This window comes from Ensifer sesbaniae, from assembly GCF_013283665.1.
Classification (GTDB): domain Bacteria; phylum Pseudomonadota; class Alphaproteobacteria; order Rhizobiales; family Rhizobiaceae; genus Ensifer; species Ensifer sesbaniae.
Genome location: NZ_JABEKU010000001.1, coordinates 1048166 through 1065240, shown reverse-complemented (window position 1 = coordinate 1065240; position 17075 = coordinate 1048166). Strand labels below are relative to the sequence as shown.

Sequence of the window (17075 nt, the reverse complement as noted above, 5' to 3'; positions counted from 1 at the left end):
ACCTACTGGCCATCAAAGCCAGCCTTTCCAGCGGAAAAAGAAGAAGGGGATCACAGCCGATACTACCATTGCTGCAAGCGCCCAGGGATAGCCGAGCTGCCACTCCAGTTCGGGCATGACACGGAAGTTCATGCCGTAGACCGAGGCGACCAGGGTCGGCGGCAAGAGGACGACCGATGCGATCGAGAAAATCTTGATGATGGCGTTCTGCTCGACGTTGATCAGGCCCAGCGACGCATCGAGCAGGAAGGTGATATTGCCGGAAATGAAACTTGCGTGTTCGGAAAGCGACTGGATATCGCGTGAGATCGAACGGCAGAGTTCGCGCGTGTCCTTGTCTTCCTGCACGACGGGAACGGTGTAGACGAAGGTCAGCAAGCGCGAGAGCGAGGCGAGGCTGTCGCGAGTCTTGGCGACAAGGCGATGATGGCCGGCGACATCGCGCAAGCGCGCTTCGAGATAATGCGGCGGCCGGCGCTTGCCTGCCGCCTTGTCGCTGAAGACGTCGATCGACAGGTCGTCGATCTTCGTGACCGCCTGTTCGAGAATCTCGGCGGTCCGGTCGGCGATCGTTTCCAGAAGCCGGGTCAGGACGACCGCTCCGTCGCGGCAACCGCCCGGGAAGCGATGCATCGATGTCTTGAAGAGGGTAAAGGACCGGGGCTCGGCGTAGCGGATGGTCACAAGCCGGCCACCGGACAGGATGAAGCCGACATCCGTCAGGCCAGGCACCTCCGTATCCGAACGGAACACCAGCGACGCCGTCATGAACACGGCATCGTCTTCGACATAGAGGCGGCTCGAAGGTTCGATATCCTTCAGATCGTCGCGCGTCGGAATGGAAATGCCGAGAAGCTTCTCCATCATCAGGTCTTCTGCCTTGCTGGGCTCGAACAGATCCAGCCAGATGATATCGGGACGCAATTTCTCGGGTGGTTCTGCCGACGCCAGGACGACGGTAGTCCCATCGGCGCAATAGCCGGTGATCATGCGACCGTCCTCGTGATGCGAACCTGACAGCGCCGCCCGTCAGCCAACATGCTCAAACGTCGCCGTAGCACAGTGAGCGGCGTCAAATTTTCATCCTTGAATCCATTCCGATTTGAGGATTCATGCAGTGTGCCGAACCGCGAAGGCGAAAGGTCGTGCGCCACAAAATACCCACAATAGAGATCCATCGGATGGAGAGTTCCGCCAGTCAGGACAAAGTCTTCAACTCAGTCATCGCGCGAGGCCAAAATCTCCGGCGAGAGGGCGACAAGTTGGGCACCTTCGCAAGTGCGGCAAGGCATATGGCGCAACGCAAACGCAAAATCAATGCCCCCTTGCAATCCGGCACACGGGGCGTGTGCCGCCATATCGGCTCCACCCTACCGCATGTTTGCTTAAATCAAAATCGAATCAAGGGCAAAACGATTCGGCGCCCGGCGTGACGTCATGGCTGACATGCAAAGTCGCAGTAGCACCTTGAATTGCGGCCCGCGCCGAGCCCGAGAGAACCGCGGTCGGGAAGGACCGGCCGACCTCGCCGCAATCCGTCACTCGAAGACGATGGTCGGCGCTGCGCGGCTCTTGTCCTGCTGCGTGGCGGATATCTGGTCCCAGACCTTGGTCGCGATATCGCGATAGATGCGAGCGACTTCGCCGGTCGGGTCGGACGCGACGAGCGGCGTCCCGGCATCCGATGTTTCGCGAATTCCCATGGTCAGCGGCACTTCGCCAAGGAATGGGACGCCGATGCGCTCGGCTTCCTTGCGGGCACCGCCATGGCCGAAGATATCGTAGCGTTTGCCGGTGTCGGGCGCGATGAAATAGCTCATGTTCTCGACGATGCCGAGAACCGGAACCTCCACCTTGCGGAACATGGTAAGGCCCTTGCGGGCATCGACCAGCGCCAGGTCCTGCGGCGTCGAGACGATGACGGCGCCGGCGAGCGGCACCTGCTGCGCCATGGTGAGCTGGGCGTCCCCGGTGCCAGGCGGCATGTCGACGACCAGCACATCCAGATCGCCCCAGGCGACTTCGCGCAGCATCTGCAGCAGGGCCGACTGGATCATCGGCCCGCGCCAGATCATCGCCACTTCCTCGTCGACGAGGAAGCCCATCGACATGACCTTGAGGCCATAGTTCTCCATCGGACGGATGAGGCGTCCTTCGATCTGCTGCGGCCTTCCGGAAATCTTCAGGAGGCGCGGCATCGAGGGGCCATAGATGTCGGCGTCGAGCAGGCCAACCTTGAGGCCGTTCGCCTTCAGCGCCAGCGCCAGATTGACCGAGGTCGTCGACTTGCCGACGCCGCCCTTGCCGGAGGCAACCGCAATGATGGCGCCGACACCCGGGATGCCGGCCTTGGCCGGCGGGCCACCGGCGGGACGTTGCGCATGGGAATGGCCGGCATGAGGCGCTGCCGAGGGCTGCGGACGCTGCACCGGCGCACCGGCAGGCGCCGCCTTGCGGTCGGCGGTCAACGCCACCATTGCCGCCGTGATCCCCGGGATGTCGCGCACGACGCGTTCGGCTGCGGCCCGCATCGGCTCCAATTCCTTGGCGCGGTCGGCCGGCACGGTGATCGAGAAATAGGCCTTGCCATCGGAGATGAAGACATCAGACACGAGCCCGAGATCGACGATGTTGCCTTCCATGTCCGGGCCACGCACCGTGCGCAGCTTCTCAAGCACCACTTCTTTCGTGACTTCCGGCATCGCGCCCTCTCATTCTTTTGTTATCCCTTAGATAGTCGAGGCGGGGCGCTTCGCCAATGCGACATAACGGAAAAAGGAAGGGCCACCACCCGCCCCGGTGTCCGTACATCCGGGATCACCTTGAGGCGGGCAGTGGCCCTTTCGGTCGCGACCTTCGTGGGCGCTGTCTTCTTTTTAGTCCCCTCTGGACACGCCAATAGAAAAGCAGGATGCGTGCCAGATTCACATCAGACGAAAACAGCGATAAATTTCAAATAGATGAGCGAATTTCCGACGAAGGAGGCGGCCAGGGCATCTGCTCAGTTTCTGAGCAACCGGCTGCAGATCGTCCACGGATGAAGCAGGTCGGCGGCGATCGCAGAAGGCTTAGGGCGCATCGCGCTCTTTCCGATGCGCTCCTTGCACTTCAAGCTCTTGATGTTTTTCGCGCCGCTATCGCAAATCCGCTGCGCACTTCTGCGCAACAGGCTGCGGAATTTCAGCGGCTACGATGGACGATCCCCTTCGTGAACGCGGGACAGGGAGCGCACGAGAAAAGGAGCGGCCTTCGGCACCGGCAGGGTTAGCTGATATAGCCCTTCTTCATCGCCTTCACGACCGCCTGCGTGCGGTTCACGGCGTCGAGCTTCTTCGTCACGTGATTGAGATAGTGATTGACCGTGTGTTCGGAGAGCCCGAGGATGCCGGCGATCTCAGAGCTGGTCTTTCCGGCGGCGGTCCAACTCAGGCACTGGATCTCGCGCTCCGACAGCGCCGCGCCGCTGCTCTTCCACACAGAGCCGATCTCGGCGAGGCGATTGTAGACATGGATCGCAATCATCTGCAGTTCCATGGTCACCGTCATCGGCAATTCGACCAGCGGCCCCATCAGGATGACCGCGCCGCGGCCGCCCTCGGCGTCATGAACCGGGAAATAGCTCGCCTGGAAGATGCCGTTCTCGCGCAGCATCGTGATGTATTCGGACGCGGTTTCCGGTTTTCCGCTCTCGCCTTCCCAGGCTTCGAGCGTCACCTGGAACGGCGTCGTCGTCTCGCGCAGGCGACGCACGCCGGTACTGAAGCGCAGCATCGACAGGCTGTCATATTTGTTCAGCAGTTCCGCCGGCATGTTGGAGATGACGGTGCTCGCGGCCAGGCGCTCCACATCGATCGAGGGGATCGAGCAGATCAGAAAGGTCTTGAAGCCGAAGACCTGCGTAATCCGCCGCATATAGCGGATGATATCGAACTGGGTCTCAAGCGTTGCGATCTCGGACGCGAAATCGCCGCCCCGGGGCAGATCTGCGTCAGTCATCCCGGCCGTCATCGTATCCTGCATTCGCGCGTTCCATGGCATTCATCAATTATCAAATAGACCGAGCGGCCCGCCAATGCCAACAGATGATCGAGAATCGCTGCCTCCCCGGCCCAAAAGTCTGTGTATTTCCTTCGCGAAGCGCAGACGGGCCGTCCGCTTCAGGGGCGGCCGGCACCGATCATCAATTGATGAGACCGGCGCGCATGGCCTTCGCGACGGTCTGGACGCGGTTGACCGAGTCCAGCTTGCGCGTCGCGCGGTTGAGGTAGTGGTTGACGGTATACTCGGACAGCGCCAGGATTTTCGCCATCTCGCTGGTGGTCTTGCCGGCGGCCGCCCAACGCAGGCACTCCACCTCGCGGCGCGAGAGGCTGCCCGCCCCGCGGCGATCGCGCTCACGAATTTCGATGTACTTGCTGTAGAGCACGCCGGCCCACAGATTGAGCTCCTGCAACTCGTCGTTCGAGACGACGGGGCGATCGCCGCCGAAGGCGATCGCCGCGCGATGACCGTTCGCGTCATGCACCGGCAGATAGAGGCCGCGCGGCATGTTCGCCTGCTCGAAAACGCAAATGGCGGCATCGCCCTTGCCATCTGAGCGGCGACGCGCCAGTTGATGCGCGTCATAGGTGAAGGGAATGGTGCTGCGGCGCAGGCGCTGGATCACCGGACTGCCATTGATCAGGCCGGCGCTGTCATAGCCCTGCAGAAACGCTGTCGGATAATTGGTCATAAGTGCGTTGGCCGATAGGCTGCTGGAGCCCGTGTCCGGGACCGCAAGCACCAGAAAGCCCCGGAAACCGTAAGCATCCGCGACCTGGGCGATCACTCGCCGAAAGTCCTCTTCGCAACAGATCGGCCCCCGGATGCTCCGCCCATCAGGAAGCGTCAACGACGACAAATTCGCGCTGAAATCGATCATCTTCCGCCCTTCTCCGCATCCGGCGGCCAGAAAGGGGCCGCTGACGCCGCATGAAGATTATGTCAAAAATTCTACAAGTACCAAAACCACACCAGACTAAGACCATCCACGAACCCGAGTCTGATATATTAAAGTTATCGAGCTTGACGCGTCGCGTCCAGTCGATGTTTCTAATTTACCGTAAAGTGAATTCAAGGTCCACTGCGCCCGGGTCCGAGCCGGATCGCAGCCTCTTCGGCGATCGCCCGAGCCGCTTCACGCACAGGTGTTGCCCAGGCCACCAGTTGCTCCATGCTGACCCGGTAGGCCGGCCCCGTCACCGAAATTCCGGCGGCAAGTTCACTACCGGGAATAGCGATGGGTGCAGCCACGCAACGAATCTCTGCTTCATGCTCTTCGCGATCGAAGGCATGCCCGTCGCGCCGGATTTCTTCGACTTCCGCGAGCAGTGTCGCCGCCGAACGATGCGTGTGCGAGGTGAAGGGGTGAAACTCGGTCCTCGCCAGCAAATGCTCCAGTTCCGGCTGCCCCAGCAAGGACAACGCCGCCTTGCCGATGCCGGTACAATAGGCCGGTGAGGCCTTGCCGATCTGCGAGCTCATGCGTACCGTCTGCCGGCTCTCGACCTTGTCGACATAGACGATCTCCGTTTCGCGCAGGATGCCGAGATGCACGGTCTCGCCGGTCAATTCGTGCAGGCGCTGCAGATGCGGTTCGGCGACGTCGCGAAAGCGGTTGGTAGACCAGGAACGATAGGCAAGCGTCAGCAGCCGAAGGCCGGGCTCGTAGGACAGATCGCGGCGCTGAATCAGCAGCCCTTCTTCGACGAGGTGGCTGAGCAGCCGATGCAATGTGCCACGCGGCTGGCCGGACCGGGCAAGAATATCGGTAAAGCGCTGCGGGCCGTCTGCGGTAACCACTGCTTCCAGCACCGCGATCGCCTTGCCGAGCGTGCCCGTGCCGGCCTCCCCACGCCCCTCAGGCGCTGCCATCGTCTCGTTTGTCATCGTCATTCGCTTGTCTCACGTGGCTGCCGCCGTCGCGCGCCTGATCTTGACAAGATAGACGCTTCGACACGATAATTCCATATACTAAAATCAAGTTCCGAATAATGGAACTACTATAATCGACCTTCACGGGGGAATGCGGGACATGCCGGCACCCAAGGTACAGTTTCACGACTTGCATGACCGCTGCGTGCTGGTAACCGGCGGCGGCTCGGGTATCGGCGCCGCCCTGGTCGAGGGTTTCGTGCGCCAGGGTGCGCAGGTCGCCTTCGTCGATATCGACGAGCGGGCAGGCGCCGATCTCTGCGAACGGCTCGACGATCAAACCGGCTACAAGCCGCATTTCATTCCCGGTGACCTGCGCGATATCGAAGCGGTGCGCCATACGGCGGAAGCGGCGGCAGAATCGCTCGGTGCAATCCATGTGCTCGTCAACAATGCGGCGCGCGATGATCGCCAGGCATTGGAAGCCGTAACCGAAGAGAGCTGGGACGAAAGCCAGGCGGTCAACCTCAGGCACTTCTTCTTCATGAGCCAGGCGGTGGCGCCGCACATGCGGCAAGCCGGCGGCGGCTCGATCGTCAATTTCTCGTCGATCGCCTTTCTGCTCAACATGGGCGAAATTCCAGCCTATGCGACGGCGAAGGCCGGCATCGTCGGCCTGACCAAATCGCTCGCCGGCAGGCTCGGGCCCGACAATGTCCGCGTCAACGCAATCCTGCCCGGCATGATCGTCACCGAACGGCAGAAGCGGCTGTGGCTCAGCGACGTGGCAATCGCCAAGATGCAGGAAAGGCAGTGCCTGAAGCGCAGCCTGACCGCCGACGATCTCGTCGGGCCCTGCCTTTACCTCGCGTCGGACTGCTCCTCGGGCATGACCGCACAAACAATGATCATCGATGGAGGCGCACTTTGATGACGGCAGCCTATTATGCCGCAGTCGACTGGGGAACCACGAGTTTCCGGCTGTGGATCATCGGCGAGGACGGCTCTGTGCTTGCCGAACGCCGCAGCGGCGAAGGCATGACGACCGCCAACAAGAGCGGTTTCCACGCCGTCCTGGAACGGCACCTTGCTGCAGTCGACGCGCCCGGCCACCTGCCCGCGATCATCTGCGGCATGGCCGGCGCCAAACAGGGCTGGGTCGAGGCCGGCTATCTCGATACCCCGGCGGCCCTTACCGACATCGCCGCCCATGCGGTGGCGGTGCCGGATCTAGATCGGGACATCCGCATCCTGCCGGGTCTCGCGCAACGCGACAGGCGGCACCCGGACGTCATGCGCGGCGAGGAAACGCAATTGCTCGGCGCCGCCAGCGAACTCGGCCGCGGCCGCCACCTCGTCTGCATGCCGGGGACGCACAGCAAATGGGTTCGCCTCGAAGACGGCGCAGTTAGCGGCTTTTCCACCTTCATGACCGGCGAATTGTTCGACGTGATCTCGAAACATTCGATCCTCAGCCACTCGATCGCCGACGCGCATGCCTTTTCTGGTGATCATCCCGCTTTCGCGGCGGCAGTCGCGGAGGCCCGCACTAATCCCGCGCTTGCGACCAGCCTGATCTTCGGCGCGCGTGCCGGACAATTGCTGCACGGTGCCAGTGCGACCGACGCCAAGGCGTTGCTGTCGGGCACGCTGATCGGCCTCGAGATCGCCGGCGCACTGGCCTCAGCCGAGACGATCGACGGCATCTGCCTCGTCGCCTCCGGTTCACTCGGTACACTTTATCAAGCCGCGCTCGAAAGCCTCGACCGCCCGCTCAGGGTCGTCGATGCCGACACGGCGGTCCGCGCCGGCCTCTCGACCGCCGCCCAGGCGATCTGGCCCCTCTGAACGAAAGACAAGCTCATGAACCGCATTCCCTTTCCGCCGATGAAATATCCGCTGATCGCGATCCTGCGTGGCCTCAAGCCCGAGGAAACCGAAGGCGTCGTCGGCGCGCTGATCGAAACCGGCTTCACCGCAATCGAGATCCCGCTGAACTCCCCCGATCCGTTCCACTCGATCGAAACTGCGGTGAAAATGGCGCCGGAGAATTGCCTGATCGGCGCCGGCACGGTGCTGACGACGACGCAGGTGGAGCAGCTTGCCGATGTCGGCGGGCGGCTGATGGTGAGCCCGAACGTCGAGCCAGCGGTCATTTCCCTTGCGGCAGAAAAGGGCATGGTGACCATGCCCGGCGTACTCACCCCGACCGAAGCGCTTTCGGCGGCGGCAGCCGGCGCGACCGGCCTCAAGTTCTTCCCGGCAAGCGTGCTCGGGCCATCGGGCATTACCGCGATCCGCGCGATCCTGCCGCCCGACCTCGAGATTGCCGCCGTCGGTGGCGTTTCCGACGCGAATTTCGGGGACTACGCCAAGGCCGGCATCCGCAGCTTCGGCCTCGGCTCCAGCCTTTACAAGCCGGGCATGAACGCCGCCAACGTCCGCGAACGCGCCGTCGCAACCATCAAGGCCTATGACACCGTCTATGGAGCACGCTGATGAGCGATACCATTCCTTTTTCCGGCAGCATCCTTTGCGAGGCGACTTCGATCCTCGGCGAAGGCCCAACCTACGACCCGGCCAGCGGAACCGCCTGGTGGTTCAACATCAAGGGCCAGGAACTGCACGAACTGCATCTCGAAACCGGCCGCAAGGCCGTGCACGACCTGCCATTCCTCGGCAGCGTGCTTGCCGTCATCGATCCGTCGCGGCAACTGATCGCCTCCGACCAGGGCCTGTTCGTCAGGGACACGAAGACCGGCGTCCTCAGCTTGCTCACCACGCTTGAGGACAAGCCCGGCAATCGCTCGAACGACGGCCGCGTCCATGTTTCCGGTTCGCTGTGGATCGGCACCATGGGACGCAGCGCCGAGAAGGGCGCCGGCGCGATCTATCACGTGGCCGGTACGACGGTGACGAAGCTCTACGACCGGATCACCATTCCGAACAGCATCTGCTTTTCGCCCGATGGAACCGTCGCTTATTTCGTCGACACCGACGTCAACCACCTGATGCGCGTCGATATCGACGCGGAGACCGGACTGCCGAAGGGGGAACCCAGCCTGCTTGTCGACAGCAGCGGCGAAGCCGGTGGCATTGACGGCTCCGTGTGCGATGCCGACGGCCTGATATGGAACGCCCGCTGGGGCAGCGGCACGGTCGACGTCTACCGGCCCGACGGTGCGCGGTTCGCGCGTTATGCGGTGCCGACGGCGCAGCCGAGTTGCACGGCCTTTATCGGGTCGAGGGCCGATCGCATGCTGGTGACATCCGCCTGGCAGGACATGGACGACGCCACGCGCGCCATCGACCCCCATGCCGGCAAGACCTTCGATCTCGGCATCAGCGTCAAGGGTCGGTTTGAACCGTCCTTCCGACTCTGAACGGAACCTCTTGGCGAAGCGCCAATAAAAAGTCATACAATTCAGCCACGCGTTTCATCGCATGGTGAGGAGGGAGCTCGCATGAGCGACAAGAAGAAAGAACTGCGCAGCCGCCACTGGTACGGCGGCACCCACAAGGATGGCTTCATCCATCGTTCCTGGATGAAGAACCAGGGATTTCCGGACCATGTTTTCGACGGCCGCCCGATCATCGGCATCTGCAATACCTGGTCGGAACTGACGCCCTGCAACAGCCACCTGCGCATTTTGGCAGAGGGTGTGAAACGCGGCGTCTGGGAGGCCGGCGGCTTTCCGGTCGAGTTCCCGGTGTCCTCGCTCGGCGAGACGCAGATGCGGCCGACCGCGATGCTCTTCCGCAACCTGCTCGCCATGGACGTCGAAGAAGCGATCCGCGCCTACGGCATCGACGGCGTGGTGCTGCTCGGCGGCTGCGACAAGACCACGCCCGGCCAGCTGATGGGGGCAGCCTCCGTCGACCTGCCGACGATCGTCGTCTCCTCTGGTCCGATGCTGAACGGCAAGTGGAAGGGCAAGGACATCGGCTCCGGCACGGATGTGTGGAAATTCTCCGAGGCCGTACGCGCCGGTGAAATGAGCATGCAGGAATTCATGGCGGCCGAAAGCGGCATGTCGCGCTCGCCGGGCGTCTGCATGACCATGGGCACGGCCACCACCATGGCCTCGGTCGTCGAGGCGATGGGCCTGTCGTTGCCGACCAATGCGGCGCTGCCCGCCGTCGACGCCCGCCGCATGGCGCTGTCGCACATGACGGGAAAACGCATCGTCGAGATGGTGCATGAGGATTTGCGCCTGTCGAAGGTGCTGACCAAGAAGAATTTCGAGAACGGCATCGTCGCCAACGCCGCTGTCGGTGGATCGACCAATGCCGTCGTTCACATGCTGGCGATTGCCGGCCGTGCCGGCGTCGATCTCTGTCTCGAGGACTTCGACCGCGTCGGAAGCCAGGTGCCGTGCATCGTCAATTGCATGCCGTCGGGCAAGTATCTGATCGAGGATCTCGCCTATGCGGGCGGCCTGCCGGCAGTCATGAACCGCATCCAGCATCTGCTGCATGCCGATGCGCCGACGGTCTTCGGCGTTCCGATCAGCAAGTATTGGGAAGACGCCGAGGTCTATAACGACGACGTCATCCGTCCGCTCGACAATCCGCTCAGGGCCGCTGCCGGCATCCGCGTGCTCAAGGGTAACCTCGCGCCGAACGGTGCCGTCATCAAGCCATCGGCTGCGAGCGAGCATCTGCTCGTGCACGAGGGCCCTGCCTATGTCTTCGAGACCATTGAGGACCTGAAGGCAAAGATCGACGATCCGGATCTGCCGGTGACCGAGGACACTATCCTCGTGCTCAAGGGCTGCGGACCGAAAGGCTATCCGGGAATGGCCGAAGTCGGCAACATGCCGATCCCGCGGCGACTGGTGGAAAAAGGCGTGCGCGACATGGTGCGCGTTTCGGACGCTCGCATGTCCGGCACCGCCTTCGGCACCGTCGTCCTGCACGTCAGTCCGGAATCGAACGCGGGCGGGCCGCTCGCCATCGTCAAGACCGGCGACCGTATCCGCCTCGACGCAATGAAGGGCGAGCTCAACCTGATGATCAGCGACGAGGAGTTTGCGACGCGCATGGCCGCCTGGCAGGCGCCGTCGCAGAAGTGGACGCGCGGCTATTACAAGCTTTACCAGGACACGGTGCTGCAGGCTGACAAGGGCGCGGACCTGGATTTCCTCGTCGGTGGCAGCGGCAGCGAGGTCCTGCGCGAAAGCCACTGACCGAAATGCGTCAAAAGGACCATTGTTCAGATACCCCGCCGCTCCGGCGGGGTATTGTTATCCGGCAACCGGATGGGAGTTTCCTTGTATTCCGTCGGGTCCAGAGTCGAACGAGCTGCCAAAATAAACAGCTCTGAAGGGCAACAATCAGAACGGCGCCAGCCGTCAGCACGACGAACGCGCCAAGGCCCGCCTTCAATGACCAGGACAGACAGGAGGGAGACCGAAAGAAAGCGCCGCGGCAGCAACATGGTGACTTTCGCCCAGAATCCCCAGCACGAAGCAGCTGCGCTCCCTATCCTGTCGTCCCCGAAGTATCCGCAAGAACAATCAAGAATCAACGAACGAACAGAAGATCATCATAAACTTCTAAAATACATTTATGCTGAGTATAGGATCCCCTTCCCTGCAAAAACATCCGGTATTCCCCCATCAAGCTCCAAGGGATATGGAAGATTGATCGCAAGTTCTGCCTTACCCGGTGGGACTTGGACTGTTTTTCCGGAACCGTTTGGGCACTTAGGCGTTGAAGTCGTATCACCGGTGCGGTGGAACTGGCGGCAGCGGCCAGGCCCGTGCCTTGATCGGAAACGTCAAGGAAAGGCAGTTTGACATGACTAAGAAACTCGTAACAACCGTCGCGGCTGGCGCGCTCTTCGCGGGTCTTGCTGTCGCCCCGGTAGCTTACACCCAGGATACGACACAGCCTCAGCCCGACCAGACGCAGACCATGAAGCCCAAACAGCCGGCACCGACTACGGAAGCTCCGGCTAACGAGGCTCAGACGACGATGCCTCCGGCATCAGGTGAAAAACCTGCCGACGTCGCGAAGTCCGATACCACCTACCTGACGGAGCAGGCGAGCGACCAGATCGCAGCCAGCACCTATATCGGTCAGAGCGTTTACAACGCCGCTGACGAAAGCATCGGCGAGATCAACGACCTGATCATCAAGAAGGATGGTGGCGTTGAGGCAGCCGTCATCGGTGTCGGCGGCTTCCTGGGGCTCGGTGAAAAGGACGTAGCGGTTCCCTTCGATCGCATTGCGATTGCGGAACAGCCGAATACGGACGCCCTGAAGCTGACGACAACGGAAACCGCAGATACGTTGAAGGCGGCCCCGGAGTTCAAGAGCAAGGCGCAGAAGATCGCCGAGCAGAACGCCAACCAGCCGCTTGACACCTCGACGACCTCTTCGACGGGCACGACACCGGCTCAGCCGCAGCAGTAAAGAGTATCAGGCTGTTCGATGCGCCTATAGTAGAGGGGGCGGCGGTTAGCGCCGCCGCTCTGTCTGCAGTCAGACGAGCACCCCATAGCGAAGGGCGTCATAGATGCCCGCGTGAATATTGCGACTGGAAACGGCGTCGCCGATCCGGAACATGTCGAAGCCGGCTTGCGGATTTCGCAGCGGGATCGGGTTCTCGCCGCGAAGCAACGCCTTGTAGTCGACTGCGCCCAGATTGCGCGAGAGCGGCTTCAGCTCGCGATAAAGTTCATCCATCGGCATTGTGCCGTGCTCGACCACGACCTGGGCCACGTGCCTTTCGACGGCTGCCCTCCCCGAGAAATCCGACCCAAGCGTCGCAATCAACCCGTTGCCATCGCGCCGGACGGACTTCAGCCGCGTGTTGATCGTCACCCGGACATTGTGCTCGGCGAAAGCCGCCGCATAGGGGACATGGTTCATGCCGCCGATCTCCGGCGCGAACATGCGTTCGGGCGAAACGATTTCGAGCTCGACACCGGCGCGCGCGATAAGTTCAGCGGCGGTCATGCCACTATGGGCGCCGTTGTCGTCATAAAGCAAAACCGGCCCTTCCGGCTTCACCACACCGGCAATGATATCCCAGCTCGACACGACGAGATCGTCGCCCGCGTCCAGCACGGGATTTTGCGCAATGCCGCCGGTCGCAACCACAACGAGATCAGGGCCACGCTGCTCTATATCGTCCACCCCGGCAAAGACGTTGTAGTGGATCGGAACGCCGAGCCGCTCCAATTCGGCCAGCCGCCAGTCGACGATGCCGATCAGTTCGCGGCGCCGCGGATTGCGCTGCGCCAGCAGTATCTGCCCGCCGGCTTCTCCCGTCGCCTCCAGCACCTCGACCTGATGGCCACGCTCGGCAAGCACCCGGGCGGCTTCGAGCCCGGCCGGACCGGCACCGACAACGACCGCCTTGCGCTTCGGTCCGTCGCTCTTCCTGATGACGTGCGGTACGATCGCCTCGCGACCCGTCGCGGCATTGTGGATGCAGAGCGCCCCGCCGCCCTCATAGATGCGATCGAGACAGTAGGTTGCACCGACGCAGGGACGGATCTCCGCCTCCCTGCCCTCTTCAATCTTCCTGACGATATGCGGATCCGCGATATGCGCACGGGTCATGCCGACCATGTCGAGTTTGCCTTCGGCGATCGCGTGGCGGGCGGTCGCGACGTCGGCGATCCGGGCAGCATGGAAAACCGGAAACTTCGTCGCGGCGCGAACTTCGCCGGCGAAATCGAGATGCGGCGAAGCGGCCATGCCCTGGATCGGGATGACCTTGGTCAGCGGCGCATCATGATCGATATGGCCGCGGATGATGTTGAGGAAATCAACCTTGCCGGAAGCCGCGAGCCGCCGGGCGATCTCCACGCCCTCCTCCTTCGAAAGCCCCTTCTCCCAATCCTCGTCCGCAACCATGCGGATGCCGACGATGAAATCCGCCCCGACAGAAGCGCGAATGGCGTCGAGCACCATGTCGGTGAAGCGCAGGCGGTTGTCGAGCGAACCGCCGAACTCATCCTCGCGGTGGTTCGTGGCTGGCGACCAGAAGCCGTCGATCAGGTGGCCATAGGCCTCGAGCTCGATGCCGTCGAGACCGGCGGCCTGCATGCGAGCGGCGGCGGTCGCATAGTCGCCGACGATGCGCTCGATATCCCAGTCCTCGATTTCCTTGGGAAAGGAACGATGCGCCGCCTCGCGTACCGGCGATGCGGAAAGCACCGGCAGCCAGTCACCCTTGTTCCAGCCGGTGCGGCGTCCAAGATGGGTGAGCTGGATCATCACGGCGCAATCATGCTCATGACATTCGTCGGCGATCTTCTTCAGCCACGGCACGATCTCATCCGAATAGGCATGGAGATTGCCGAAGGCCGGCGGGGAATCCTCCGAGACGATCGCCGAGCCCGCGGTCATCGTCAGCGCCAAGCCGCCCTTGGCCTTTTCCAGGTGATAAAGCCGGTAGCGGTCCTTTGGCATGCCATCTTCGGAATAGGCCGGCTCATGGGCCGTCGACATGATCCGGTTCTTGAGCGTCAGATGCTTGAGGCGATAGGGCTGCAGCAGCGGGTCTTTCGACGATATCATTTCCTGTTCCTTGAAGGGCGTCCGAGCATGCCGGCTGCATCAATACCAGGCATCCGCCATGCTCTGCTTGCGGCGCGTGACATAGTCGTTCAGCGCCTCGTCGAGCGCCACGTCCAGCGGCGGCGCTTCGTATTCGGCGAGCGTCTTCTTCCAGGCGCGGTTCGCGCGCGTCGCCATGTCCGTCTCGCCTTGCTCGACCCATTTCTCGAACGGTTCGTTGTCGGAGAGCGCCGAATCCCAGAAGGCGGTCTGGTAGTTGCGCATGGTGTGGTCGCAGCCGAGGAAGTGACTGCCGGGACCGACCTGCAGGAAGGCGTCCATGGCCAGCGTGTTATCGTCGACGACCACGCCTGCGAGATAGGAATGCAGCGCGCCGCAGAAGTCCGTGTCCATGACGAACTTCTCGTAGGACATCGCCAGCAGGCCATCGACGAAGCCAGCCGAATGCAGGATGAAGTTCGCGCCGCAATGCACCGCCGACAGCATCGACATCGCGCCTTCCTGCATCGCCTGCGCGTCGGGCAGCTTGGAGTTAGAGAAGTTGCCGGCGCATCGCAGCGGCAGGCCCAGCCGGCGTGCGAGCTGACCAACGACCATGCTGCCGATCGCCGGCTCTGGCGTGCCAAAGGTCGGCGAACCCGAGCGCAGCGACATCGATGACAGGAAATTGCCGAAAATGACGGGCGCGCCCTTGCGTTCGAGCTGGGTCAGCGCGCAGCCGGCGAGCGTCTCGGCATAGGACTGGGCGATGGCGCCGGCATTGGTGACGGGCCCCATGGCGCCGCCGAGAATAAAGGGCACGATGACCGCAGCCTGGTTTGCACGCGCATAGGCGCGCAGCGACTTCGTCATCGTCCCATCCCAGACCAGCGGCGAATTGACGTTGACGTTGCCGAGGATGACGCAGTTCCGGTCGACGAAATCACGGCCGAAGAGAATGCGCGCCATTTCGATCGAATCCTCGGCCCGCTCTTCCGCAGTGATCGAGCCCATGAAGGCGCGGTCGGAATATTTGATGTGGCTGTAGACCATGTCGAGATGGCGCTTGTTGACCGGCACATCGACCGGCTCGCAGATCGTGCCGCCGGAGTGGTGCAGCCAGGGGCTCGACTGCGCCAGCTTGATCAAGTTGCGGAAGTCCTCGATCGTGCCGTAGCGCCGGCCCTTGTCGAGATCCATGACGAAAGGCGACCCATAGGCCGGCGAGAAGACGACGTTGTTGCCGCCGATCTCGACATTGCGGGCGGGATTGCGGGCGTGCTGGGTGAACTGCCTCGGTGCGGAGGCGACGATCTCCTTGAGCATGCCCGGCTCGAAGATGACCCGCACGCCATCAACCGTTGCACCAGCGCGCTTCCAATGGACGAGTGCGTCAGGGTCGTCGCGGAACTCGATGCCGACTTCGGCCAGGATGCGATCGGCGATCGCCTCGATCCTGACGAGGCTCTCTTCGCCAAGGATATCGTAGGTCGGAATATTCCGGACGATATAGGGAACGCCGAGACTCTGGCCTGCGCCCTCGCGTCGTTGCCTCGAACCCCGGTTCCGTCTCGGTGCCGCCTCGCCTGCTGCCGGTGCCGTATCCATTTTGCATCCTCCCATCACTTGAGGTGATGCTATTGGCGAAAAATTCCGTTGTAACGCTGGAAAAATTCGAGCCATGCGATAAGCATGATTTATGGAAAACCTACGCCGCCTGCTTCCCTCCGCCGCCAGCCTCATCGTTTTCGAGGCGGCCGGCCGTCATCAGAACTTCACCCGTGCCGCAAACGAACTCGGCATGACCCAGGCCGCGGTGTCCTATGCCATTCGCGGCCTCGAGGAACAGTTGGGCGTGCCGCTCTTCCATCGCGTGCATCGGGCTGTCGAACTGACCGAGGCCGGCGAGAAGTTTCACGCCGATGTGTCCGTCGGCCTGTCGCGCATCCAGAAGTCGGCCGAGGACATCCGCGCCAAGGGCCGCGAAACCAACGTGACGCTTGCAGCTTCTACCGCCTTTGCCTCGATGTGGATGCTGCCGCGCCTCAACCGCATGCGCGAGGACCTGCCGGAGATCGATCTCAGAATCCAGACCAGCGTGCGCGATCTCGATCTCGAGGAAGAGCCGATCCCGCTCGGCATTCGCGGCGGCGACCCCGGCCACTGGCCGCGCTATCATGTCGCCCAGCTCGCCGAAGAGGTGGTCAACGCCGTCGCAACGCCCGCCTATATCGAGGAGCACGGGCTGCCGAAGACGGCAGCCGACCTGCAGCGGCACAACCTCATTCATCTCGAGGAGCCGGTGCGGCGCGCCTGCGACTGGACCGAATGGTTCGCGAGCGCCGGCCTCACCTATCCCAAGCAGGCACGCCGCCTGACGATCAACGACTATGTTCTGGTCATTCAGGCCGTGCTCGCCGGCGAAGGTGTGGCGCTCGGCTGGGAACACCTGATCAACCCGCAGATCCGTTCCGGCGCGCTGATGCCGGTCGCCGGACACGTGCTCAAGACCGGCCTCGCCTTCTATGTCGTCTGGCCGCGGTCGCGCGAGCTCAACGCTCAAGCGAAACGGGTCCGCGACTGGTTATTGGAAGAAGGGCGGCGGGACCGCGCGGCATCGGGAGCCGGTGAATAAATAGAGCGGT

The 17075-nt window shown here is 62.5% G+C and carries 15 protein-coding genes; 8 read left to right on the top strand and 7 right to left on the bottom strand.

Annotated features, from left to right (window positions below; genetic code table 11):
* Nucleotides 1-12: 12 nt before the first annotated feature.
* Both BHMPCIPO_RS05090 and BHMPCIPO_RS05085 read right to left on the bottom strand, forming a co-directional pair.
* Nucleotides 13-990: a magnesium transporter CorA family protein gene (locus tag BHMPCIPO_RS05090; RefSeq protein WP_173515760.1), complete on the bottom strand. Its 978-nt coding sequence runs from the start codon at nt 988-990 to the stop codon at nt 13-15.
* Between the two features lie 548 nt (nt 991-1538).
* A complete protein-coding gene (locus BHMPCIPO_RS05085; protein WP_173515759.1) occupies nt 1539-2702 on the bottom strand; it encodes an Mrp/NBP35 family ATP-binding protein in 1164 nt (387 codons plus the stop codon).
* Nucleotides 2703-2911: 209 nt separating this feature from the next.
* Between BHMPCIPO_RS05085 and BHMPCIPO_RS05080 the strand changes: the two genes are divergently transcribed.
* Nucleotides 2912-3268 (top strand): hypothetical protein, encoded by a 357-nt coding sequence (locus BHMPCIPO_RS05080; protein ID WP_173515758.1) that lies wholly within the window; start codon nt 2912-2914, stop codon nt 3266-3268.
* Here the strand turns inward: BHMPCIPO_RS05080 and BHMPCIPO_RS05075 are convergent.
* The 3 genes from BHMPCIPO_RS05075 to BHMPCIPO_RS05065 form a co-directional block, all read right to left on the bottom strand.
* On the bottom strand, nt 3265-4038 hold the full coding sequence (locus BHMPCIPO_RS05075; protein WP_376741619.1) for a LuxR family transcriptional regulator: 774 nt from the start codon (nt 4036-4038) through the stop codon (nt 3265-3267). The two genes, BHMPCIPO_RS05080 and BHMPCIPO_RS05075, sit on opposite strands and share 4 nt — an antisense overlap.
* A 142-nt stretch (nt 4039-4180) precedes the next feature.
* The gene (locus BHMPCIPO_RS05070) at nt 4181-4921 is read right to left on the bottom strand and encodes a LuxR family transcriptional regulator (protein WP_173515756.1); all 741 of its coding nucleotides are present in this window, start codon (nt 4919-4921) and stop codon (nt 4181-4183) included.
* Nucleotides 4922-5112: 191 nt separating this feature from the next.
* A complete protein-coding gene (locus BHMPCIPO_RS05065; protein ID WP_173518086.1) occupies nt 5113-5928 on the bottom strand; it encodes an IclR family transcriptional regulator in 816 nt (271 codons plus the stop codon).
* Nucleotides 5929-6073: 145 nt separating this feature from the next.
* On the opposite strand from BHMPCIPO_RS05065, the gene BHMPCIPO_RS05060 reads away from it, so the two are divergent.
* The 6 genes from BHMPCIPO_RS05060 to BHMPCIPO_RS05035 all read left to right on the top strand — a co-directional run bounded on the left by BHMPCIPO_RS05060 (nt 6074) and on the right by BHMPCIPO_RS05035 (nt 12333).
* The gene (locus BHMPCIPO_RS05060) at nt 6074-6844 is read left to right on the top strand and encodes an SDR family NAD(P)-dependent oxidoreductase (RefSeq protein WP_173515755.1); all 771 of its coding nucleotides are present in this window, start codon (nt 6074-6076) and stop codon (nt 6842-6844) included.
* Complete coding sequence (locus tag BHMPCIPO_RS05055) at nt 6844-7761, top strand: 2-dehydro-3-deoxygalactonokinase (protein ID WP_173515754.1); 918 nt, start codon at nt 6844-6846, stop codon at nt 7759-7761. Before BHMPCIPO_RS05060 ends, BHMPCIPO_RS05055 begins: the two co-directional genes overlap by 1 nt.
* 15 nt (nt 7762-7776) lie before the next feature.
* Nucleotides 7777-8412: a 2-dehydro-3-deoxy-6-phosphogalactonate aldolase gene (locus BHMPCIPO_RS05050; RefSeq protein WP_173515753.1), complete on the top strand. Its 636-nt coding sequence runs from the start codon at nt 7777-7779 to the stop codon at nt 8410-8412.
* Nucleotides 8412-9296 carry an SMP-30/gluconolactonase/LRE family protein gene (locus BHMPCIPO_RS05045; RefSeq protein WP_173515752.1) on the top strand — a complete coding sequence of 295 codons (885 nt, stop codon included), beginning with the start codon at nt 8412-8414 and terminating at the stop codon, nt 9294-9296. The genes BHMPCIPO_RS05050 and BHMPCIPO_RS05045 overlap by 1 nt, the downstream gene beginning before the upstream one ends.
* 81 nt (nt 9297-9377) lie before the next feature.
* A complete protein-coding gene (locus tag BHMPCIPO_RS05040) occupies nt 9378-11102 on the top strand; it encodes an IlvD/Edd family dehydratase (protein WP_173515751.1) in 1725 nt (574 codons plus the stop codon).
* 613 nt (nt 11103-11715) lie between these two features.
* Complete coding sequence (locus BHMPCIPO_RS05035; RefSeq protein WP_173515750.1) at nt 11716-12333, top strand: PRC-barrel domain-containing protein; 618 nt, start codon at nt 11716-11718, stop codon at nt 12331-12333.
* Nucleotides 12334-12402: 69 nt separating this feature from the next.
* Here BHMPCIPO_RS05035 and BHMPCIPO_RS05030 read toward each other — a convergent pair whose 3' ends face one another.
* Nucleotides 12403-14448 carry an oxidoreductase gene (locus BHMPCIPO_RS05030; RefSeq protein ID WP_312033041.1) on the bottom strand — a complete coding sequence of 682 codons (2046 nt, stop codon included), beginning with the start codon at nt 14446-14448 and terminating at the stop codon, nt 12403-12405.
* Nucleotides 14449-14490: 42 nt separating this feature from the next.
* Nucleotides 14491-16038 (bottom strand): trimethylamine methyltransferase family protein, encoded by a 1548-nt coding sequence (locus BHMPCIPO_RS05025; protein WP_173515748.1) that lies wholly within the window; start codon nt 16036-16038, stop codon nt 14491-14493.
* Nucleotides 16039-16129: 91 nt separating this feature from the next.
* On the opposite strand from BHMPCIPO_RS05025, the gene BHMPCIPO_RS05020 reads away from it, so the two are divergent.
* Nucleotides 16130-17065: a LysR substrate-binding domain-containing protein gene (locus BHMPCIPO_RS05020; protein ID WP_173515747.1), complete on the top strand. Its 936-nt coding sequence runs from the start codon at nt 16130-16132 to the stop codon at nt 17063-17065.
* Nucleotides 17066-17075: the final 10 nt, after the last annotated feature.

Excerpts from the sequence above, each read along its gene's own strand:
- BHMPCIPO_RS05070 (WP_173515756.1), bottom strand. The coding sequence starts at position 4,921 with ATGATCGATTTCAGCGCGAATTTGTCGTCGTTGACGCTTCCTGATGGG.
- BHMPCIPO_RS05085 (WP_173515759.1), bottom strand. The coding sequence starts at position 2,702 with ATGCCGGAAGTCACGAAAGAAGTGGTGCTTGAGAAGCTGCGCACGGTG.
- BHMPCIPO_RS05040 (WP_173515751.1), top strand. The coding sequence starts at position 9,378 with ATGAGCGACAAGAAGAAAGAACTGCGCAGCCGCCACTGGTACGGCGGC.
- BHMPCIPO_RS05025 (WP_173515748.1), bottom strand. The coding sequence starts at position 16,038 with ATGGATACGGCACCGGCAGCAGGCGAGGCGGCACCGAGACGGAACCGG.
- BHMPCIPO_RS05060 (WP_173515755.1), top strand. The coding sequence starts at position 6,074 with ATGCCGGCACCCAAGGTACAGTTTCACGACTTGCATGACCGCTGCGTG.
- BHMPCIPO_RS05065 (WP_173518086.1), bottom strand. The coding sequence starts at position 5,928 with ATGACAAACGAGACGATGGCAGCGCCTGAGGGGCGTGGGGAGGCCGGC.
- BHMPCIPO_RS05045 (WP_173515752.1), top strand. The coding sequence starts at position 8,412 with ATGAGCGATACCATTCCTTTTTCCGGCAGCATCCTTTGCGAGGCGACT.
- BHMPCIPO_RS05080 (WP_173515758.1), top strand. The coding sequence starts at position 2,912 with ATGCGTGCCAGATTCACATCAGACGAAAACAGCGATAAATTTCAAATA.
- BHMPCIPO_RS05090 (WP_173515760.1), bottom strand. The coding sequence starts at position 990 with ATGATCACCGGCTATTGCGCCGATGGGACTACCGTCGTCCTGGCGTCG.
- BHMPCIPO_RS05035 (WP_173515750.1), top strand. The coding sequence starts at position 11,716 with ATGACTAAGAAACTCGTAACAACCGTCGCGGCTGGCGCGCTCTTCGCG.
- BHMPCIPO_RS05020 (WP_173515747.1), top strand. The coding sequence starts at position 16,130 with ATGGAAAACCTACGCCGCCTGCTTCCCTCCGCCGCCAGCCTCATCGTT.
- BHMPCIPO_RS05050 (WP_173515753.1), top strand. The coding sequence starts at position 7,777 with ATGAACCGCATTCCCTTTCCGCCGATGAAATATCCGCTGATCGCGATC.
- BHMPCIPO_RS05055 (WP_173515754.1), top strand. The coding sequence starts at position 6,844 with ATGACGGCAGCCTATTATGCCGCAGTCGACTGGGGAACCACGAGTTTC.
- BHMPCIPO_RS05075 (WP_376741619.1), bottom strand. The coding sequence starts at position 4,038 with ATGCCATGGAACGCGCGAATGCAGGATACGATGACGGCCGGGATGACT.